This is a genomic window from Antarctobacter sp. (genome assembly GCF_048262615.1).
Lineage (GTDB): Bacteria > Pseudomonadota > Alphaproteobacteria > Rhodobacterales > Rhodobacteraceae > Antarctobacter.
The window spans coordinates 1-18,247 of sequence record NZ_JBLXFB010000033.1; the positions used below are offsets into that span (position 1 = coordinate 1).

The 18,247-nt window shown below is 64.9% G+C and carries 16 protein-coding genes and 1 pseudogene; 10 read left to right on the top strand and 7 right to left on the bottom strand.

What is annotated here, in order from left to right:
- Positions 1-252, top strand: a pseudogene (locus ACN0S5_RS21465) (oxidoreductase); the annotation flags it as partial.
- A 51-nt stretch (positions 253-303) separates the two neighbouring features.
- Here the strand turns inward: ACN0S5_RS21465 and ACN0S5_RS21470 are convergent.
- From ACN0S5_RS21470 to ACN0S5_RS21495, 6 genes are all read right to left on the bottom strand, one after another.
- Positions 304-2,193, bottom strand: a complete 1,890-nt coding sequence (locus ACN0S5_RS21470) for a bifunctional sugar phosphate isomerase/epimerase/4-hydroxyphenylpyruvate dioxygenase family protein (protein WP_417211132.1) — start codon at positions 2,191-2,193, stop codon at positions 304-306.
- Positions 2,190-3,044 (bottom strand): shikimate dehydrogenase family protein, encoded by an 855-nt coding sequence (locus tag ACN0S5_RS21475; protein ID WP_417211134.1) that lies wholly within the window; start codon positions 3,042-3,044, stop codon positions 2,190-2,192. The genes ACN0S5_RS21470 and ACN0S5_RS21475 overlap by 4 nt, the downstream gene beginning before the upstream one ends.
- Positions 3,045-3,048: 4 nt before the next feature.
- Positions 3,049-4,554 (bottom strand): tripartite tricarboxylate transporter permease, encoded by a 1,506-nt coding sequence (locus ACN0S5_RS21480; protein WP_417211135.1) that lies wholly within the window; start codon positions 4,552-4,554, stop codon positions 3,049-3,051.
- On the bottom strand, positions 4,551-5,117 hold the full coding sequence (locus ACN0S5_RS21485) for a tripartite tricarboxylate transporter TctB family protein (RefSeq protein WP_417211137.1): 567 nt from the start codon (positions 5,115-5,117) through the stop codon (positions 4,551-4,553). Before ACN0S5_RS21485 ends, ACN0S5_RS21480 begins: the two co-directional genes overlap by 4 nt.
- A gap of 110 nt (positions 5,118-5,227) precedes the next feature.
- Complete coding sequence (locus tag ACN0S5_RS21490) at positions 5,228-6,229, bottom strand: Bug family tripartite tricarboxylate transporter substrate binding protein (RefSeq protein ID WP_417211138.1); 1,002 nt, start codon at positions 6,227-6,229, stop codon at positions 5,228-5,230.
- A 121-nt stretch (positions 6,230-6,350) separates the two neighbouring features.
- Positions 6,351-7,277 carry a LysR family transcriptional regulator gene (locus ACN0S5_RS21495; RefSeq protein WP_417211140.1) on the bottom strand — a complete coding sequence of 309 codons (927 nt, stop codon included), beginning with the start codon at positions 7,275-7,277 and terminating at the stop codon, positions 6,351-6,353.
- A gap of 110 nt (positions 7,278-7,387) precedes the next feature.
- Here ACN0S5_RS21495 and ACN0S5_RS21500 point away from each other — a divergent pair, with 110 nt between their 5' ends.
- The 5 genes from ACN0S5_RS21500 (at position 7,388) to repC (ending at position 13,720) form a co-directional block, all read left to right on the top strand.
- The gene (locus ACN0S5_RS21500; protein WP_417211141.1) at positions 7,388-9,091 is read left to right on the top strand and encodes an FAD-dependent oxidoreductase; all 1,704 of its coding nucleotides are present in this window, start codon (positions 7,388-7,390) and stop codon (positions 9,089-9,091) included.
- A gap of 8 nt (positions 9,092-9,099) precedes the next feature.
- On the top strand, positions 9,100-9,939 hold the full coding sequence (locus ACN0S5_RS21505; protein WP_417211143.1) for a sugar phosphate isomerase/epimerase family protein: 840 nt from the start codon (positions 9,100-9,102) through the stop codon (positions 9,937-9,939).
- 207 nt (positions 9,940-10,146) lie between these two features.
- On the top strand, positions 10,147-11,364 hold the full coding sequence (gene repA / locus ACN0S5_RS21510; protein WP_417211144.1) for a plasmid partitioning protein RepA: 1,218 nt from the start codon (positions 10,147-10,149) through the stop codon (positions 11,362-11,364).
- The gene (gene repB, locus ACN0S5_RS21515; protein WP_417211145.1) at positions 11,361-12,353 is read left to right on the top strand and encodes a plasmid partitioning protein RepB; all 993 of its coding nucleotides are present in this window, start codon (positions 11,361-11,363) and stop codon (positions 12,351-12,353) included. The genes repA and repB overlap by 4 nt, the downstream gene beginning before the upstream one ends.
- Positions 12,354-12,532: 179 nt before the next feature.
- Positions 12,533-13,720, top strand: coding sequence for a plasmid replication protein RepC (gene repC, locus ACN0S5_RS21520; protein ID WP_417211147.1), 1,188 nt, complete (start codon positions 12,533-12,535; stop codon positions 13,718-13,720).
- Between the two features lie 239 nt (positions 13,721-13,959).
- Here repC and ACN0S5_RS21525 read toward each other — a convergent pair whose 3' ends face one another.
- On the bottom strand, positions 13,960-14,856 hold the full coding sequence (locus tag ACN0S5_RS21525) for a LysR family transcriptional regulator (protein WP_417211149.1): 897 nt from the start codon (positions 14,854-14,856) through the stop codon (positions 13,960-13,962).
- Positions 14,857-15,045: 189 nt separating this feature from the next.
- Here ACN0S5_RS21525 and ACN0S5_RS21530 point away from each other — a divergent pair, with 189 nt between their 5' ends.
- The 4 genes from ACN0S5_RS21530 (at position 15,046) to ACN0S5_RS21545 (ending at position 18,247) form a co-directional block, all read left to right on the top strand.
- Positions 15,046-16,056: a hydroxyacid dehydrogenase gene (locus ACN0S5_RS21530; protein ID WP_417211150.1), complete on the top strand. Its 1,011-nt coding sequence runs from the start codon at positions 15,046-15,048 to the stop codon at positions 16,054-16,056.
- Between the two features lie 3 nt (positions 16,057-16,059).
- Positions 16,060-16,740: an RraA family protein gene (locus ACN0S5_RS21535; RefSeq protein WP_417211151.1), complete on the top strand. Its 681-nt coding sequence runs from the start codon at positions 16,060-16,062 to the stop codon at positions 16,738-16,740.
- Between the two features lie 29 nt (positions 16,741-16,769).
- Complete coding sequence (locus ACN0S5_RS21540) at positions 16,770-17,723, top strand: Bug family tripartite tricarboxylate transporter substrate binding protein (protein WP_417211153.1); 954 nt, start codon at positions 16,770-16,772, stop codon at positions 17,721-17,723.
- A gap of 62 nt (positions 17,724-17,785) precedes the next feature.
- The gene (locus tag ACN0S5_RS21545; protein WP_417211154.1) at positions 17,786-18,247 is read left to right on the top strand and encodes a tripartite tricarboxylate transporter TctB family protein; all 462 of its coding nucleotides are present in this window, start codon (positions 17,786-17,788) and stop codon (positions 18,245-18,247) included.

The window sequence follows — 18,247 nt, forward strand, 5'->3', positions numbered from 1 at the left end:
GGGGGCGCTGTGATCGAGGGCGCGCTGATCACGCCGTTTATCCTGCGCGGCGTCAATCTGCTGGGCATCGACAGCGTGATGCAGCCCTATGACAACCGCGTCCGCGCGTGGCAGCGCATCGCGCAGGATCTGCCGATGGACAAGCTGGAAACCATGGTGCAGCCCGCCACCCTGTCGGACCTGCCGCAGCTGGGCCGCGACATCCTGAAGGGTCAGGTCAAAGGCCGCGTTGTCGTCGACGTCAACGCCTGACCACTGGCCAGAGCCGCACAGGTGGCGGGCACCCCCCGCCACCTGATACCGTCAGTTCGCCGGAATTCCCTTGGGCCGCATCATCCGCTTTTGCGCGGCAATCCGGAACGGCGCGTTGGGCGCGCCGTAGCCGCCATAGGCCTCTACCCGCTGCACCACCTCGAAAAAGAAACCGTTTTCGAAGGGCCGGGAATAGAACTGCAAAAACACGCCCTGCGCGTCCTCGTCATAGAGGATGTCATAGGCCTGCAACGCCGCCAGCCGCGCGTCGTCCAGCGCAAACCGCGCCTTGAGATCCTTGTAATAGTTGGTCGGCATCGGCAGCGGCTGGAACCCCAGCGCCGCCATGTCGCGCGCCGTCGCCAGAATGTCGGTGCTGGCAAAGGCCACGTGCTGCACAGCACCACCAAAACTGCCCGCCAGAAAGCCGCCCGCCAGCGTGCGGTGGGTTTCGGCCCCGTTCAGGGTGATCCGCGCGCGCCCGTCGGGGGCATGGATCGCCTGACTGCGCACCAACCCGTCCGGGTCGATCACATCGGTCATCACCGACCGCTGCATGTCAAAGATCGTGGTATAGAACAGCGACCAGCTGAGCATTTCGTCATAGCTCATGGTTTCGGCCAGATGGTCGATGCGGGTCAGCCCGGCGGCCTGCACGGCAGAGCCTTCCTCGGGGCGAAATTCCACCGACCAGACATCCGACAGCCCGCTGTGCGCATCCAGAAAATGCATCACGCTGCCGCCGACGCTGCGGATCGCGGGAATGTCCAGTTCACCGGGCGCAACCGGCTGGTGAAACAGCGTCGCCCCCAGCGCCTTGGCGCGCTGCGTGGTCTGCGCGGCACTCGCCACCCGCAGGCCCACATCGCACAGGCTGGTGCCGGTGGTGGTGTAGACCGAATTGGCAAAGCCGGTGGTTTCCCGGTTCAGCACCACCCGGATATCCCCCTGCTGCCAGAGCGACACCTTTTTGGAGATGTGATTGCCGATATGGGTGAACCCCATCGAGCGCAGCAACGCTTGCAACGCCTCAGCCTCGGCCCCGCGGGTGGCGAACTCGATGAATTCGACCCCCTCGACCGTGACCCGCGCGGGCATCTCGGGCAGGTCGACACGGATGTCGGGTTCCGCCCGGCGCACGTCGTCCATCGTCGCCACCAAAGACCGATAGCCATCGCGCGCCAGTTCCAGCGGCCGCCCGCTGCGGAACTGGTCGTTGAAGATCTCAAGGCTGATCCAGCCGTCATAACCCGTCGCGGATACCGCGCGCATGAAGTCGGTCACCGGCAGGTCGCCCTCACCGGGCATGTTGCGAAAGTGCCGCGACCAATACAGCAGGTCCATGTCGATCTGCGGCGCGTCGGCCAGCTGGACAAAGGTGATCTTATCCGACGGGATGCGGCGGATGGTGTTGGGATCGATCCGCCGCGCCAGCGTGTGAAAACTGTCAAGGATCACCCCGATATTGGGGTGATCGGCGCGGCGCACGATCTCCCACGCGTCGCGGTGGTCGTTGACGTGCCGCCCCCAGGCCAGCGCCTCATAGCCGACATGGATGCCGTAATCGGCGGCAATCGCCCCCAGTTCGGCAAAATCCTCTGCCGCGCGGTCGATGCCGCCCAGTGCCTGCGGATGGGTCGAGGAACAGATCAGAATGCGGTCGGTGCCCAGCTCCGCCATGGTGTCGAACTTGTGCCGCGCGCGGTCAAAGGCGCGGCGGCGCAGATCGCCGGTCAGCCCCTCGAAATCGCGGAATGGCTGGAACAGCGTGATCTCCAGCCCCTGATCGCGGATCATGTCGCCAATCTGGCGCGGGCTGCCCTCATCGGCGATGAAATCCTGTTCAAAGATCTCGATTCCGTCGAACCCGGCCTTAGCAATGGCCGCCAGCTTTTCCCGCAGGGTGCCAGAGATGGATACCGTGGCGATCGAGGTCTTCATGGTGACTCCTCCGCCTCGGCCAGCAGGGCGGCGCGCAGCGCGGGCTCATCCAGCGGCCGACCGGCAAAATGCGCCCAGGCGTGGACACCCTGATAAAAGAACAGCTCATAGCCGGAAAGAATTGTCGCCCCGGCCGCCGCCGCATCGGTCAGGAACTGGGTGTCGACCGGCGTGTAAACCGCGTCAAAGGCCCAGCCCGCGCCCGCCATCGCGGCGGCGGGCAATGGCGTGCCGCCATAGCCCACCATGCCCACCGGCGTGCCGTTCAGCAGACCCTCGGCCCCTTTGGCGGCCTCTTCCGCGTCGCTTATCGCGACCACGCGCACCCCCTGCCCCAACGCGTCAAGCTCTGCGGCCAGCGCCTCTGCCTTGGCGGCGTCGCGGTCGACCAGCCGGATTTCCTCTGCCTTCAGCGCCACCAGCGCAAAGGCCAGCGCGCGGCCCACGCCGCCGGTGCCGATCAGGCAGCAGACACCGGGGGCCGCGTCCCCGCGTACCCCGCGATAGGCGGCCATAAAACCGGTGTAATCGGTGTTCTGGCCCTTGGGGCCGTCCGCCTCGAACAGCACGGTGTTGACCGCGCCGATGGCCCGCACCAGCGGATCGTCGACAGTGACCTTGGACGCGGCGCGTTCCTTATACGGATAGGTGACGTTGATGCCGCGATAGCCGCGCCCGACGCATTGGGCAAAGACGGTGTCAAAATCCTCTCCCATGTCTTTCGGGATCAGCCGGTCGTATTGCACGACCATGTCGTTCTGCCGTCCCACCAGCCGGTGCAGCAGGGGTGAGCGGGACCGCCCGATATTGTCACCGATCAGTCCCAGTTTCAGGTCGGGCGTGTCCGTCATGGTCTCAGGCCTCCTTGCCAAAGATGCGTGCCTTGCCCCAGCGCCAGACCGGCGTCTGCGACACGAAGATCAGGATCACCGAGATGAACAGCACCAGCGACAGCGGGCTGGTCACGATGCCCTCGAAGAACCGGCCCAGATCCTCTCGCTCCGAGATGATGGCCCGGCGCCAGTTGTCATCCAGCAGCCGCGACAGGATCACGCCGAGGATGACCGGCCCCAGCGGATAGCCGTAGTGCCGCATGAAGTAGCCGAAGACGCCAAAACCCAGCATCCAGTAGACATCGGTGATCGAGTTGTTCACCGCAAAGGCCCCGACGATGGACAAGAGCATGATCAACGGGATCATCACGCTGCGCGGCATCTCGACGATCTTGGTAAAGATGCGGATACCGGTCAGGCCGAACAGCAGCATAAAGCAGTTGGCCGTCACAAGGCAGCCGACGATGAACCAGAACATGTCGGGCTGGTCGATCATCAGCATCGGGCCGGGGTTCAGCCCGTGGATGAACAGCGCGCCGATCATGATCGCCGTCACCGCGTCGCCGGGAATGCCCAGCGTCATCATCGGGATAAACGCGCCCCCCACGGCGGCGTTGTTGGCGGTCTCGGGGGCCACCAGACCCTCCATCGCGCCGGTGCCAAAGGGGCGTTCGGGGTCTTTGGTCACGCGCTTGGCGTGGTCATAGGCCATCAGCGCGGCGATATCTCCCCCCGTGCCGGGCAGCGCGCCGATCACCACCCCGATGGTCGAGGTCTGCAACGACAGCGGCAGGTGCTTTTTCACCGTCGACAGCGAGGGCACGATGCGGCTGATCTTTTGCCGCACGGCGGTCTTGTCGACGTGGTGCAGTTGCAGCAGCGCCTCGGAGACGCCGAACATGCCGATCATCACCGCGATAAAGGAAATGCCCCCCTCCATCAGCCGCAGATCAAAGGTAAAGCGTTCCGCAAAGGTCAGCGGGTCCCGCCCCACCGCGCCAATGGCAAGGCCAAGCGCGCCCGCAAAGATGCCCTTGACCAGCGACCCCTGGCTAAGCGAGCCGACCAGCAGGATGCCGAGGATCGCCAGCAGCATGTAGTCGCGCGGCTGGAACTTCAGCGCAAAGTCCGACACGAAAGGCGCGGCCAGCGCCAGCACACCGATGCCGATAAAGCCACCGATGAAGCTCATCACCGTGGTCACGCCGATGGCGGTGCCCGCCTCGCCGCGCTGCGCCATCGGATAGCCGTCCAGCGCCGTGGCGATGGCCGAGGGCGCACCGGGAATGTTTAGCAGGATCGCTGTGCGCGAACCGCCGTAGACCCCGCCCATATAAATGCCGATCATCAACGAGATCGCCGGGTAGACGTCCCATGAAAAGGTGAAAGAGATCAGGATCGACACCGCCATCGTCACCGACAGGCCGGGGATCGCGCCCACGTAGACGCCGGCAAAGGTGCCCAACCCCACAAGCAGCAAAAGCTGCGGCTGGCTGAACACCAGCAGGAAATCCATCAGCGCGGTCATTTTGCCCCTCCCGAAACCAAAGTGCGGAAATACTGGACCACTTCGGCCTCCGGCACGATGCCAGCGGGCATCAGAACGGAAAACACGATGCGGAAGATCAGCCAGATCACCAGCAGGCTGAGCAGCGACACCGCCACTGTCCAGCCCCAGCCGCGATGCGCCAGCAGCTTGATCGCGATGATCAGGAACAGAGCCGAGGTCGGCAGAAAGCCCAGCGGCCTCAGCAGCAGGCCATATCCCACCAGCAGCGCGGCAAACAGGATCACCCGCACTGGCAGGATGTCCTGCAACAGCGTTTCGGCCCGGTCGATTGGCAGCTTGCCGGTGCGCAGTGCCACCAGCAAGGCGCTGACGACCATCGCCAGCGTGGCCGCCATCGGGATGGCCCCGGCGGACGACAGCTTGTCAAAGCCCGCGATGCCATAAGCTTCCCACAGCAGGAACAGGCTCGCCGCCAGCAAGATCACCGCAAAGCCCAGTTCTCCGGGCCGCCGCTTGTCCGGCTCGCCTCCGGGTGTTGCGTCAGATGTGCCGTCGTGGTGTTCCGGATCGATGCGTTGCATGGGCGCCTCCTCCCTCTTGCAGCTTCATGATCGAAAAGGGCGCCGCACGTCGCAGGGGACACGCGGCGCACCGAAAGCTCGGCAGGCCCCGCGGGGCCTGCCGGTCAGTCTCAGTTGCCCGGACGGGCGATGCCGAATTCTTCGGGAGAGTTCTTGGCCAGACCCGCGTCCTGTAGCAGCCATGCGGTGCCTTGCTGCCACTTGGTCAGAAAGGCCTCGGCCTCGTCACCCGAAATCGCCATCAGGGTGAACCCGCGACCTTCCATCAGCTCGATGAAATCGGGGTTCTGCGCGGCCTCTGCATAGGCGGCGGACAGCTTGGCCACCGCGTCGTCCGGGGTGCCTTTCTTGACGAAGACGCCAAAGAACGGGCCCCAGGGCAGATAGGTGTTGTAGCCGTCGTTGGCCTCGGTCACGGCCGGAACTTCGGGCAGGCGCGCGCTGGCGGCCACATCCATCACGGCCAGCGGCTTCATCTTGCCGGCGCGGATGCCTTCGATGGCGGCGCCCAGAACCGCGGGCATCACGTCGATCGCCCCGCCCTGCAAGCCGGTCAGCGCCGGGCCGTCACCGTCATAGGGCACTTCGATCACGTCCAGACCGCCCTCGACGGCGCTGATCATCGCGTTGATCACCGACGGCAGGCCACCCGGCCCGGTCGAGCCAAAGCGGACCTCACCGGGGTTCGCCTCGATATAGGCCATCATCTCGGCGTAGGTGCTGAACGGCGCGTCATTGTTGGCCACCAGGATCGGCGTGCCGCGGGCCAGAATGTTGACCGGGACAAATTCGCTGTAATCCTTGTCGCCAAGGCCCATGATCTTGTACAGCATCGGGTTTTCCGCGCCCATCAGCACGGTGTAACCATCCGCCTTGGCGTCGGCGACATAGTTCAGCGCAATCGCGCCGACCGCGCCGGTCATGTTCTGCATGACGACGGTGCCGCCCAGCAGATCCTCGGCATGCGGCGTGACAGAGCGCATCACCGTGTCGGTCGAGCCACCGGCCCCCCACTGAATGATGCCCTGAATTTCTATTTCCGGGTACTCGGCAGCGGCAAAGCCAGCCGAAAGCGCCAGCGCAGCAACGGCGCCGTAAAACATGCGTTTCATGGTATCCTCCCTAAACGTCATCTCTTCCCACCGCCGGTGCAGTCCGACGGACGACATGGACACAATCGCAACAGAAGGGGCTAACGTCAAATACCCACTTTGCACTCTCATTAACATGATGTTACGTTCGGCTGCGCATCCACGGCCCGTCTTCGACGGCTTTTGCCAATTCGCGGCGGAATTGCTGGATGGTGAATTCGGCAAAGCCTGACAGCACCCGGCCCTTCTTGCGCACCACAAATGTGGCGATCCGCACGTCCTCGGCCAGCGGGCGGCGCACGACGCCGGGCATATAGACCTCGGCCACCGAAAATTCGTCGATCACCGACACGCCCAGACCGTGCCGCACCAGACTGACAACCGTCTGGGCAAAGCGACCGCGCATGGCGTGATTCAGCGGCAGGCCCGCCTCCATGAACGGCTGCGCCAACAGTTTGCCATAGGGGTCGGTCGGGTCGATGCCAACCAGCGGTTCGGTGGCCAGATCGTGCACCGACACGGTTGTCTGCGCCGCCAGCCGGTGGCCTTCGGGCAGGATCACCACCAGCCGTCCCTCGGCGATCTGCTCATTCTCGACAGCGGCGTTTTCGATGCGTGAACTCATGATCACAAATTCGCCGCGCTCCAGCAGCAGGTAGTCCACGGTTTCCTCGATCTTGAGGATATTGAGGTCGATGAACAGATCGCCGTACCGCGCCCGCACCCGCTGCAACACCCGCGCCGCGATGAACTGCGCGACTGAGGGCGCAGAGGCAAAGGCCAGCCGCACGTCCTCACCCTGTTGCAGCGCGCCCACCGCCCGTTGCAGGTTCTCAACGCCCTTGTAGACCTCGCGCACCTGATCAAAGACCTTGCTGGCCTCGATCGACGGCACAAACAGCCCGGCCTTGCGTTCAAACAGCCGGATGCCCAGCGATTCCTCGGTGTGTTTCACAAGGCGGCTGATGCCGGGGGCCGAGACGTTCAGCATCGTCGCCGCGCCGCTGATCGTGCCGGTCATCATCACGGCGCGGATCACCTCGATCTGTCTCAGGGTCACCTCTGCCATCGCGCGCCTCCCTAAATTAACATGAAGTTACGCTCATGCTAATACAAGCATTTGACGTTAGGCGCGTTTCAGCGAACCCTGTCAGGGATCATGACCGAAGGGGGCGCGCCATGAAAGTCGCGGGGGATACAACGGCGGAGGTTTGCGATTTGCTGGTTGTCGGGTCCGGCGCGGCCGGACTGGCGGCGGCGGTCACGGCGGCGCAGGGAGGCTTGCGGGTGATCCTTGCGGAAAAGGCGGCGGTGCTGGGCGGCACCACCGCATGGTCGGGCGGCTGGATCTGGGCGCCCTGCTCGGATGTGGCGCGCCGCCACGGCATCACCGAATCCCCCGCAGAGCCGCGCCGCTATCTGGCCGAGGTGCTGGGCAACGGTTTCAACGCCGAACTGGTCGACTCCTTTCTGGCCGCTGCGCCAGAGATGGTGGCGTTCATGGAGCGTGAAACCGCGCTGCGCTTTGACTGCGGCGCGCGGATACCGGACACCTACGGCCATCTGCCCGGCGCGGGTCAGGGCGGGCGGTCGGTCATCGCCCAGCCCTATGACGCCCGCGCGCTGGGGCCGGACATCGCCCTGCTGCGCCCCCCGCCGCGTGAGACGACGTTCTGGGGCATGACCATTCAGGCCGGGCCGGACCTGCGCGCCTTTCTGACCGCGACGCGGTCCTTGCGGTCGGCGGTTCATGTGGCGCGGCGGCTGGGGCGGCATCTGTGGGATCTGGCGCGCCATGGCCGGGGGATGCAACTGCGCAACGGCAACGCGCTGGTGGCGCGGCTACTGCGCTCGGCGCGCGATCTGGGGGTCGATCTCCGGCCGTCCCATGCGGCGGCGCGGCTGGTGACGCGCGACGGCGCGGTCATTGGCGCGGTGCTGACCGGCCCGCAGGGGAACATCCGCATCCACGCGGCGCATGGCGTGGTGCTGGCCTGTGGCGGTTATCCGCATGATCTCGCCCGCCGCGCCGCCAGTTTTCCCCGCCCCGAAAGCCATCTGACGCTGGCGGTGGACAGTGCCACCGGCGATGGCCTGCGGCTGGGAGAATCCGCAGGCGGCCAGCAGGCGCTGAACCTTGCGGCGGCGGGCGCATGGTGCCCGGTCTCCAAGGTGACATGGCCTGATGGCGGCACGGGGGTGTTCCCGCATATCATCGACCGGGGCAAACCCGGCGTGATCGGCGTGCTGTCCAATGGCCGCCGCTTCTGCAACGAGGGGCTGGGCTATCACGACTACGTCCGCGAGATGCTGACCGCCACCGCCGACCAGCCAGAGCCCGCCTCATGGCTGGTTTGCGACCACCGTTTTCTGCGCCGTTACGGGCTGGGCATCGTGCGCCCGGCCCCCCTGCCCTTTGGCGGCTGGATCAGGTCGGGCTATCTGCGCACCGGCAAAACGCCCGCGGCCCTCGCCCGCGCCTGCGGCATCGACCCCGACGGGCTGACCGCAACCCTTGCCCGCTTCAACGATCACGCCCGTCAGGGCGTGGACCCGGAATTTCACCGTGGCACAACCGCCTACATGCGGCTGCAAGGCGACCCGGACGTCACCCCCAACCCCTGCCTCGCCCCGATCGACCGTGCGCCCTATTACGCGGTCAAGGTTGTTCCCGGCAGCTTTGGCACCTTTGCGGGCCTGCAAACAGACGGCTGCGCCCGCGTGCTGGACGGCACAGGCGCGCCGATTCCGGGGCTCTATGCCGCTGGCACCGACATGGCCAGCGTCATGGGCGGGCAGTATCCGGCGGGCGGCATCAACCTTGGCCCGGCGCTGACCTTTGGCTATGTCGCGGGCCGCCACGCGGCGCAGGCCCAGCCATGACGACACCCATGAAACGGACCCCCGAAAAACGGCCCCTGTCACTGGCCCATCTGAGCGCCATCGACCTGCCCCCGCCCGCGCTGATCCATGCCGCTGCAACCGCCGGGTTCGACGCGGTCGGCCTGCGCCTGTTGCGCGTCACGCCCACCAGCCCCGGCTATCCGCTGATGCAGGACCCCGCCCTGCTGCGCGCCACAAGGGCCGCGCTGCGCACCACCGGCCTGCGCGTCCACGACATCGAATTCGTCAAGCTGGAGCCGGACACCGACCCCGCGCACCTGTGCGCCTTTCTGGACACCGGCGCCGCCCTTGGCGCGTCTGAGGTCATCTGCGCGCCCTATGATCCCGATCTGAGCCGCCTTGCTGACCGTCTGGGCGCGCTGGCCGATCTGGCCGCCGCCCGCGGGCTTGGCGTCTCGCTCGAATTCTTTCCCTGGACCGTCGTACCTAGCCTTGAGGACGCGCTGCGCGTGGTCGAACAGGCCGGACCCAGCGCGGGCATCCTTGTGGACAGCCTGCATTTCAACCGCTCGACCAGCCGCCGTGAGACGCTGACCGCCCTGCCCCCGCAGCGCCTGCGCTTTGCCCATCTGTGTGACGCGCGCGTTGCCCCGCCCTATACGACCGACGCCCTGCTGCGCACGGCGCGCGGGGATCGTCTGCCCCCCGGTCAAGGCGACATCGACCTTGTCGATTTCCTGCGCGCCCTGCCCGCCGATCTGCCCTTGGGGCTGGAGGTGCCAAGATCCGCGCAAACCGCCCCCGCCGACGCGACCGAATCCCTTGCCGAGATCATGCGCGCCACCCAAGACCTGCTGCGCCAGACCGACGCCCTGCCCCGTCCCTGACCCGGCAAACCGCCAACCGACCCCCGCGATCTGGCGTAAATCGGGCCCTCTGCACACAACATCCTGTGGAAAAGACTTGCAAGACTCAGCGCTTGCGACAATAGTCACGAAAAACCGGCAATAAACGCCAAATACCGTGAACACGAACCGGGGACCGCCCCGGCCGCCCGGACATAAGGTTTCGGGCAGAGGCAGGACCGCAGAGGCATGAACGATCAAGGCACACCCAAACCGGGCCGGAATGCGCCGTACGAACAGGAAGACCTGAACGCGGTCATCCGTCAACATTCCGAACACCTTGCCGCACAGCTTCATGCGCAGGGGGCCAGCCTGTTTCCGCCCGATGCGTCGAAACAGATGCGCAAATTCACCAGCGGCGAGGCCGCGCAGCTGCTGGGCGTCAACGACAGCTACCTGCGCAAGCTGCACCTTGACGGCAAGGGGCCGTCGCCCGAACTAAGCCCCGGAAACCGCCGCCACTATTCCGTTCAGAATCTGTCAGACCTTCGGCAACTCCTTGAAAAGACAGCGCGAAAACCGGGCGACTACCTGCCCGGACGGCGTCCGGGCGACGCCCTGCAAATCATCGGCGTGATGAACTTCAAGGGCGGCTCGGGCAAGACGACCACCTCGGCGCATCTGGCGCAGCGGCTGGCATTGACCGGCTATCGCGTGCTGGCCATCGACCTTGACCCGCAGGCCTCGATGACCGCGCTGCACGGCGTTCAGCCGGAATATGACCTCAAGGACGGCGGCACGCTGTATGACGCGATCCGCTACGATGACCCCTCCCCCATCGCCGACTCGATCCGGCCCACCTATATCCCCGGCCTCGACCTGATTCCCGGCAACCTCGAACTGATGGAGTTCGAACACGACACCCCCCGCGCGCTGGCGCAGGGCAACGCCGGGCTGTTCTTCTTCCGGGTCCGCGATGCGCTGGCGCAGGTGGATGACCGCTATGACGTGGTGGTGATCGACTGCCCGCCGCAGCTTGGCTTTCTCACCATGTCGGCGCTGTCCGCCGCCACCGGGGTGCTGGTGACGATCCACCCGGAAATGCTCGACGTGATGTCGATGTCGCAATTCCTGCGCATGACCGCCGACCTGATGGACGTGATCGCCGAAAGCGGCGCCGACATGAGCCACGACTGGATGCGCTACCTGCTCACCCGGTATGAGCCGACCGACGCGCCGCAAAACCGCATCGTCGCCTTTCTGCGCACCATGTACGGCGACAAGGTGCTGAATGCGCCGATGCTGAAATCCACCGCCATATCGGACGCCGGACTGACCAAACAGACCCTGTATGAGGTCGAACGCTCGGCCTTTACCCGGTCCACCTATGACCGCGCCATCGAAAGCCTGAACGCCGTCAATGACGAGATTGCGCACCTGATTCAAAAGACATGGGGCCGCTCATGACAGACAGCCGCAAGAAACGCATGTCCATGCTCGACAGTCTTGCCGCGGCGGGCGCGGGCGGGTCGGTGCCGTCGCAGACCACCACCAACCGCGCCTTGCGGTCGGCCCGTGACGCCGTCGACAGCCATCATGTCTGGGATCTGGAACCGCATCTGATCGACGATCTGCGCACCCGTGACCGGCTGAACCCGGTGGATGTGCTCGACCTTCAGGAAGCGATTGAACAGAACGGCCAGACTGTGCCGATCCTCGTGCGCCGCCACCCCACCGAAGAGGGGCGCTATCTGCTGGTCTATGGCCGCAGACGGCTGGAGGCGATCCGCAATTCCGACAAGGTGATGCGGGTCAAGGCGCTGGTCGCCACGCTGGACGACAACGCCGCCGTGACGGCGCAAATCTCTGAAAACATGGCGCGGCGGGATCTGTCCTACATCGAAAAGGCATTGTTCGCCAAAGATTTGATTGATCAGGGCTTCGGCACACAGACCCGCGTGGCCGAGGTGTTGACCGTCACCAAGTCCTCTATTTCGATGGCCCTCGGCATCGCCGAGACCCTCGGGCGCGACCTGATCGAATCCATCGGCGCGGCGCATGGAATTGGCCGCCCCCGGTGGGAGGCGCTGGCCAAATCGCTCGACGAAAGCGGGGCCACCCGTGAGGCGCTGTCCCGCGTGGCGCTGGCGGTGCACGACAAGGCGCTGGTGGCGCGGGCCACCGGGCAGGCGGCGCCAGAGGATGCCTCTGTCGCCGCCTTCGAGGCGGTGATGGCCAAGCTGGCCCCCGCCCCTGCCCCGTCGACACCCAAAACGACCCGCGCGATGAAGGATTCCCTGCGGCTGGACGGGGTCCGCGCGGGCACCGTGAAACGCACCGCCAAGGGGCTGGCGCTGGAACTGGATGATTCGCAATTCGCCGACTGGATGACCCGCAAGGCCCCTGCCCTTGTGGCCGAGCTTCATGAACGGTGGAAGTCCGAGACCAACAAATAACGAGCAGAGAAACCAGGCAAAAAAGGAGGCACGAGCCGACAAAAGAAAAGGCCCCGCAAAGCAACGCTCCACGAGACCCTTCTAAGATTAAGCACCTTCAAGGTAGTCGCCGGAGTCTGCCCCCGCAAGTCCAAAGTGATTCGCGGCCCGTCTTTTCTATGTCTTCGTGAACAAAACATATGGGCTACGCACCAATTGCGCCGTTCCGGCGCTCGCTGGATGCTGTCTTGCTGGATCATCACCGGCGGGCAGCTCAGGACGGACCTGTGTCCGTCGACAAATGGCAGGCATTGCGCCTTCTGTCCGCTGCACGCGCGCGGTTCGGCCTGACCCATCAGGCGTTGGCTGTGTTGCAGGCCTTGCTCAGCTTTCACCCCGAGACCGAGCTGTCCGCCGACCGGCCAGCGGTTGTGCACCCGGCGAACGCCACGATCTGCGACCGGCTGAACGGGATGCCCTGCTCCACCATGCGACGCCATCTGGCCCGTCTGGTGGACGCCGGTGTCCTGCTGCGCCGGGACAGCCCCAACGGCAAACGCTATGCCCGCCGCGTGGCCGGTCATAAGGTGGCCTACGGCTTTGACCTTGCCCCCCTGCGCACCCGTTTCGCCGAGATCGAGGATGCGGCCGAAACCGCCCGCACCGAGGCCGCTCAGATCCGGCAGAAACGCGACTGCGTCAAGCTGATGCGCCGCGATCTGGAGGCGCTTGTGAGCTACGCGCGCGGCTCTGGCCATACCAAGCCACAGTGGGACGCCCTCGACGATCTGGCCCGCCTGACCGCCCGCGCGTTGCGGCGCAAGTTGAGCCATGACGACCTCTGCGCCATCGAGCGCGATCTCTCGTCAGCCCTGACGCAGGCCGGTGCATGGCTTGATGTGGCGACACCGGAAATGAGCACCACAGACGCCCGGAATGAGCAGCACCTACAGAAGACAAAGAAAGACTATTTTGACTCTGAGAGGCCTGTGGAAAAGCCACGTCCCATCGAAACCAAATTCAAACCGCAAGGGGCGGGCAGGGAGGCGGATATCAGTCTGGACCAAGTGCTCGAATCCTGTCCCGAGATTGTCGAGATGGGGCAGGGGCCGGTTAAGGACTGGCCGTCTCTGGTCCGGTCCGCCGACACCGTCAGACCGATGATGGGGATCACTAAACAGGTCTGGATTTCCGCGAAACAGTTGCTCGGCTCCGGGGCGGCGGCGGTTGTTCTTGCGGTCATGCTGCAAAGATTTGCGCAGATCCGGAATCCCGGAGGGTATCTGAGGCACCTGACAAAACGGGCCCACAGCGGCGGGCTGAACCTGCGGTCGGTCCTGGGAACGGTGACGGCCAGCGGTGCGCTTGCGGGAGGTTCACAGGTGTGAACTTGTCCGGCGCTTGGGGAGTTCACACCTGTGAACTTTGAGCGGCACGCGCCGAAGTCCGATCTGGACGCGTGCCTTTTGAAGCGGCTTAACCGGAGCGCTTTGACTGGTTCCCGGCGCGGGGCGCGGTGGAGTTTTCAGGCGCTGTTTGCCGCCACGACGGAGACGGGGCAGGGGGCGCATGGTGGCACTGCCTGATCGGTGTCCGGGGATCAGCGGGGCAGGGGGGCAGGGGGGCATTACTTTTGCGTCGGTCGGGCCACGCCATACTCGCCGCAGAGTTCCGACAGGACCGCGTGCAGACGGGCGATGATTTCGCCACGGGGGGACACGGTGCGTTCGACAATGCCGATCTGGCGATTGACCTGTGGCTGTCCGAAGGAGAGCCGCGCAAGCTTTGCGTCTTCGGGTTGCTGAAGCGCGACATGGGGCACAACGGAAATACCAAGGCCTTGGCGGACACAGGTGACGATTGCGCCCACGGTGTCTATCTCGGCCACGTCGTTGGTGATGACACCGAGGCGTGAAAGCTCTGTGTCGATCAGGTTGGCAAGTGGCACGGGGCTGCGAAACCGAATGTAGGGGCGGGTGGTCAAAAGCTCTATCGGGTCGCCGGCTTCCATCCCTTTCGGCGCGATCAACCACAGTGGTTCGCGCAGGAACGGGCTCCAGCGCAGGGCGTTCGGAATGCCGACATGTTCGGCAACGATCGCCGCATCGAGTCGCCCGGCTGCGACATCGGCGATCAGGTTGGCGGAAAGCGAGACCCGCAGACTTGACCGGAGGTCGGGATAGCGTTGGCTCATCTGCACGAGGGCGCGCGGCAGCAGGTTCAACGCGCTTGACCTGACCGACCCGAGCATCAGCGTCCCCGCGATCTGATCGCCCCGGAGGCTGGCCCTTGCATCCTCTTCCCGGCGCAAGATATCTCTTGCCATTTCAATGACTTGAAGCCCTTCGGGGGTGAGGCTGGGCGGCCGTGTGCTGCGGTCGAATATGGCCACGCGCAGGTCGATTTCCAGCGCCTGCACCTGTTGGCTGACCGCCGAGGGTGTCAGGCCGACGACATCCGCTGCCTGCGCAAAGGTGCCATGCGTCTGGATGGCCAAAAGAGTCTTGAGTTGCCGGGTGTCCATCTTTAAATCCAGTTATTCTGAATATAACAACCAGAATTACGCGCTGTTGTGAAGGGATTCTTGGCTTTAGGGTGCCAATCCAAGGAGGACACCCGCAGCCCGGTTGGGGAGACCGCAGCGGGCCAATCACTCAGACCAGAAACGAAATGGCGCGCCCCGTCGCATCGGGACGCTATGGAGACATGCGCGATGTGCAAGACAATTCTCGTAACGGGACCTGACCTTGATCCGGCTGCACGGCAGCTTATTGTGGATCAGGGCTATGAAACGGTGCATACCCCGGCCTATGCCGACAGTGCGGTGATATCCGAAATGTTGCAGCAGACCGGCGCGGTCGGGATCGTGTCGCGGATGGGGCGTGTGGACGCCGCCGTGATGGATGCCGGGCCGCAACTGAAGGTGATTTCCAAACACGGCGTCGGTGTCGACAACATTGATGTGCAGGCTGCTTCGGACCGTGGAATCCCGGTGCTTGTGGCCACCGGCGCAAACGCGGTTTCGGTGGCCGAGCACGCGATTGCGCTGCTGCTGGCGACGGTCAAGCACATTCTGCCGCTGGATGCCGGGCTGCGCGCCGGACGCTGGGAAAAGGCCGGTTTCGCGGGCCACGAGATTGCCGGCTCTACCATGGGGCTGGTGGGGATGGGGGCCATCGCACAGGCGACGGGCCGCATGGCCAAGGGGCTGGGCCTGACCCTTGTCGGCTATGACCCCTATGCGCCGGACAGCGCCTTTGACGCCGCGGGGGTCAGCCGTTGCGCCACTTTCGAGGACATGCTGGCGCAGACCGATATCCTGAGCCTGCACTGCCCGCTGACCGACCAAACGCGCGGCATTCTGGACGCCGAGGCCATCGCGCGGATGCCGCAGGGCTCTTATGTCATCAACACCGCGCGCGGTGGATTGATCGACGAGACCGCGCTTGTCGCGGCGATCCGGTCGGGCCATTTGGCGGGTGCCGGACTGGATACCTTCGCGGTCGAGCCGCCCGCCGCCGACCATCCGTTTTTCGCCGAACCGGCCATTGTGCTGACCCCGCATATCGGTGGCGTGACCCGGCAGGCGGGCGGGCGCGTCGGCGTGGATGCGGTCCGCGGGATCTTTCAGATACTCGACGGACAGCCGGTGGCCCCGGAACGGATCATCAACCGCAAAATGCTGGCCGCTGCGCAGGCGACGCTTACCAAAGTCGAGGACTGACCCATGACCACCGGATTCCGCATTCTGAAACGGGCGCGCACGGCCCCCGCTGACATCGTGGCAGAGTTTGCCAAGCTGCCGGTCGCCAACGTCTCTGACTGCATGTCGCGGATGACCGCCGCCGGACCGGCCCTGCGTCCGATGCACCGGTCAGGCGGCATGGCGGGCGTTGCGCTGACCGTCAAGGCGCGCCCCGGCGACAACCTGATGCTTCACAAGGCGCTTGACCTGGCGGTGCCCGGCGATGTGATCGTCGTCGACGCGGGCGGCGCGCTGGACAATGCGTTGATGGGCGAGCTGATGCTGGCCTACGCGATCAAGCGCGGTGTCGTCGGCTTTGTGATCAACGGCGCGATCCGCGATCTGGACAATTTCCGCGACCTGAACCTGCCGACCTATGCGGTTGGCGTCACCCATCGCGGTCCGTACAAGGAAGGCCCCGGTGAAATCAACGTGCCCATCGCCATCGCAGGCATGGTGATCCATCCCGGCGACATCATCATCGGCGACAGCGACGGGGTCCTGTGTGTGCCCATTGACGCGGCCGAAACCGTGCTGAAGGCCACTCAGGCGAAATCCGCCGCCGAGATCAAGCAGATGGCCGACATCGAAGCAGGCACCAACGACCGAAGCTGGATTGACCGCGCGCTCAAGGAACGCGGTTGCACCCTGTACGACGACTGAAATTCCCTGCATGTATAAGGAGGAGTGACATGCTCAATATCTTAAAGACAACCGCCATCGCGGGCGCGATGGTCCTGTCCGCCGGCGCGGCACTGGCCGAATACCCGGAAAAACCGATCGAGGTGATTGTCGGCTATTCCGCCGGTGGCGGTACGGACGTGATGGCCCGGACGGCGGCGCCCTTTATCGAAAAGTACCTTGGCGAGGGCGCAAGCCTTGTCGTCAAGAACATGCCGGGCGCGTCCGGTCAGATCGGTGTCACCGAGGCGGCCAATGCCGACCCGGACGGCTATACGCTGGGCACCTTCAACCTGCCGGGCATGATGGCGCGCACCATCGACCGTGAGGCAGGTTACGACCGCGACAGCTTTACCTACCTTGCCAACGTGGTCAACGATCCCAACGTGATCGTGACCTCGAAGAACAGCGGGCTGGACACGCTCGACAAGCTGATCGCGGAAGCCAAGGCAAACCCCTTTGCGGTGACTGTCGGCATGTCGAGCCTGGGCGGTGACGATCACTTTGCCCTGATCAAGCTGCAAAACGCGACAGAGACAGAGTTCACCATCGTGCCGTTCAAGGGCTCGGCCCCTGCGCGGACCGCCCTGCTGGGCGGGCATGTCGCCATGGGGATCCTGAACATCTCGGAAGTGGCCGAGTTTCAGGACCAGCTGAACGTGCTGGGTGTCGCCACCAAGGCACGTTCGCCGTTCGCACCGGACCTGCCGACCCTTCAGGAACAGGGTCTGGACCTTGTGAACGGTTCCATGCGCGGCTTTATCGCGCCCGCCGGGTTGCCGGAGGAGGTGGAGGCCAAGCTTCTCCATGCGTTCAGCCAACTGGCGGGCGATCAGGCGTTTCTGGATGCCATGGCCGCCACGGCAAACCCGGTGGACGTTGTGACCGGAGAGGACTTCAAGGCGCTGACCTCGGACCTTTACGACCTTGCCAAAGGCGTTTGGGAAACAACGCCCTGGAACTGAGCCCACATGCGCGAGGGAAGAATTCCCTCGCGCTCCCTTTCCCAACAGACAAGAGCCACGCCATGCCCGAGAGCCGCCCATCCCGCCTGACCCGGCCCGAGACCCTAACCGCGCTCGGCATTATCGCGGTCGCCGCCCTGTTCCTGATCCCGACCTTTGACCTGCGCCCGATCTCGGCGCTGCTGCCTGCCGCCATGCTGATCGGCCTGATCGTGCTGTCCGGGGCCCTGCTGGCCACCGACCAGCGCAAGGCCTCCGCAGGCGAGGGGGCACCTCCCATGACCAAGTCGCCCAAGCGGGTGATCGGGGCCTTTCTGCTGATTGTGGCCTATGCGCTGGCCACCGATTTTGTCGGTTTCTACGTCAGCACCGCCCTGACCATTCCATTGGTGGCCTATTCCTTTGGCTATCGCAGCCCGGTGGGACTTTTGATCGCGACGGTGATCGTTGTCGGCTCCATCTGGCTAATCTTCGATTTCGGGATGTCGCAGGACTTTCCCACTGGCCGCTTCTGGGGGCGTTGA

Bases quoted from the DNA above. Each gene is read 5' to 3' on its own strand.
- ACN0S5_RS21470 (WP_417211132.1), bottom strand. From the start codon at position 2,193: ATGAAGACCTCGATCGCCACGGTATCCATCTCTGGCACCCTGCGGGAA.
- ACN0S5_RS21475 (WP_417211134.1), bottom strand. From the start codon at position 3,044: ATGACGGACACGCCCGACCTGAAACTGGGACTGATCGGTGACAATATC.
- ACN0S5_RS21480 (WP_417211135.1), bottom strand. From the start codon at position 4,554: ATGACCGCGCTGATGGATTTCCTGCTGGTGTTCAGCCAGCCGCAGCTT.
- ACN0S5_RS21485 (WP_417211137.1), bottom strand. From the start codon at position 5,117: ATGCAACGCATCGATCCGGAACACCACGACGGCACATCTGACGCAACA.
- ACN0S5_RS21490 (WP_417211138.1), bottom strand. From the start codon at position 6,229: ATGAAACGCATGTTTTACGGCGCCGTTGCTGCGCTGGCGCTTTCGGCT.
- ACN0S5_RS21495 (WP_417211140.1), bottom strand. From the start codon at position 7,277: ATGGCAGAGGTGACCCTGAGACAGATCGAGGTGATCCGCGCCGTGATG.
- ACN0S5_RS21500 (WP_417211141.1), top strand. From the start codon at position 7,388: ATGAAAGTCGCGGGGGATACAACGGCGGAGGTTTGCGATTTGCTGGTT.
- ACN0S5_RS21505 (WP_417211143.1), top strand. From the start codon at position 9,100: ATGAAACGGACCCCCGAAAAACGGCCCCTGTCACTGGCCCATCTGAGC.
- repA (WP_417211144.1), top strand. From the start codon at position 10,147: ATGAACGATCAAGGCACACCCAAACCGGGCCGGAATGCGCCGTACGAA.
- repB (WP_417211145.1), top strand. From the start codon at position 11,361: ATGACAGACAGCCGCAAGAAACGCATGTCCATGCTCGACAGTCTTGCC.
- repC (WP_417211147.1), top strand. From the start codon at position 12,533: ATGGGCTACGCACCAATTGCGCCGTTCCGGCGCTCGCTGGATGCTGTC.
- ACN0S5_RS21525 (WP_417211149.1), bottom strand. From the start codon at position 14,856: ATGGACACCCGGCAACTCAAGACTCTTTTGGCCATCCAGACGCATGGC.
- ACN0S5_RS21530 (WP_417211150.1), top strand. From the start codon at position 15,046: ATGTGCAAGACAATTCTCGTAACGGGACCTGACCTTGATCCGGCTGCA.
- ACN0S5_RS21535 (WP_417211151.1), top strand. From the start codon at position 16,060: ATGACCACCGGATTCCGCATTCTGAAACGGGCGCGCACGGCCCCCGCT.
- ACN0S5_RS21540 (WP_417211153.1), top strand. From the start codon at position 16,770: ATGCTCAATATCTTAAAGACAACCGCCATCGCGGGCGCGATGGTCCTG.
- ACN0S5_RS21545 (WP_417211154.1), top strand. From the start codon at position 17,786: ATGCCCGAGAGCCGCCCATCCCGCCTGACCCGGCCCGAGACCCTAACC.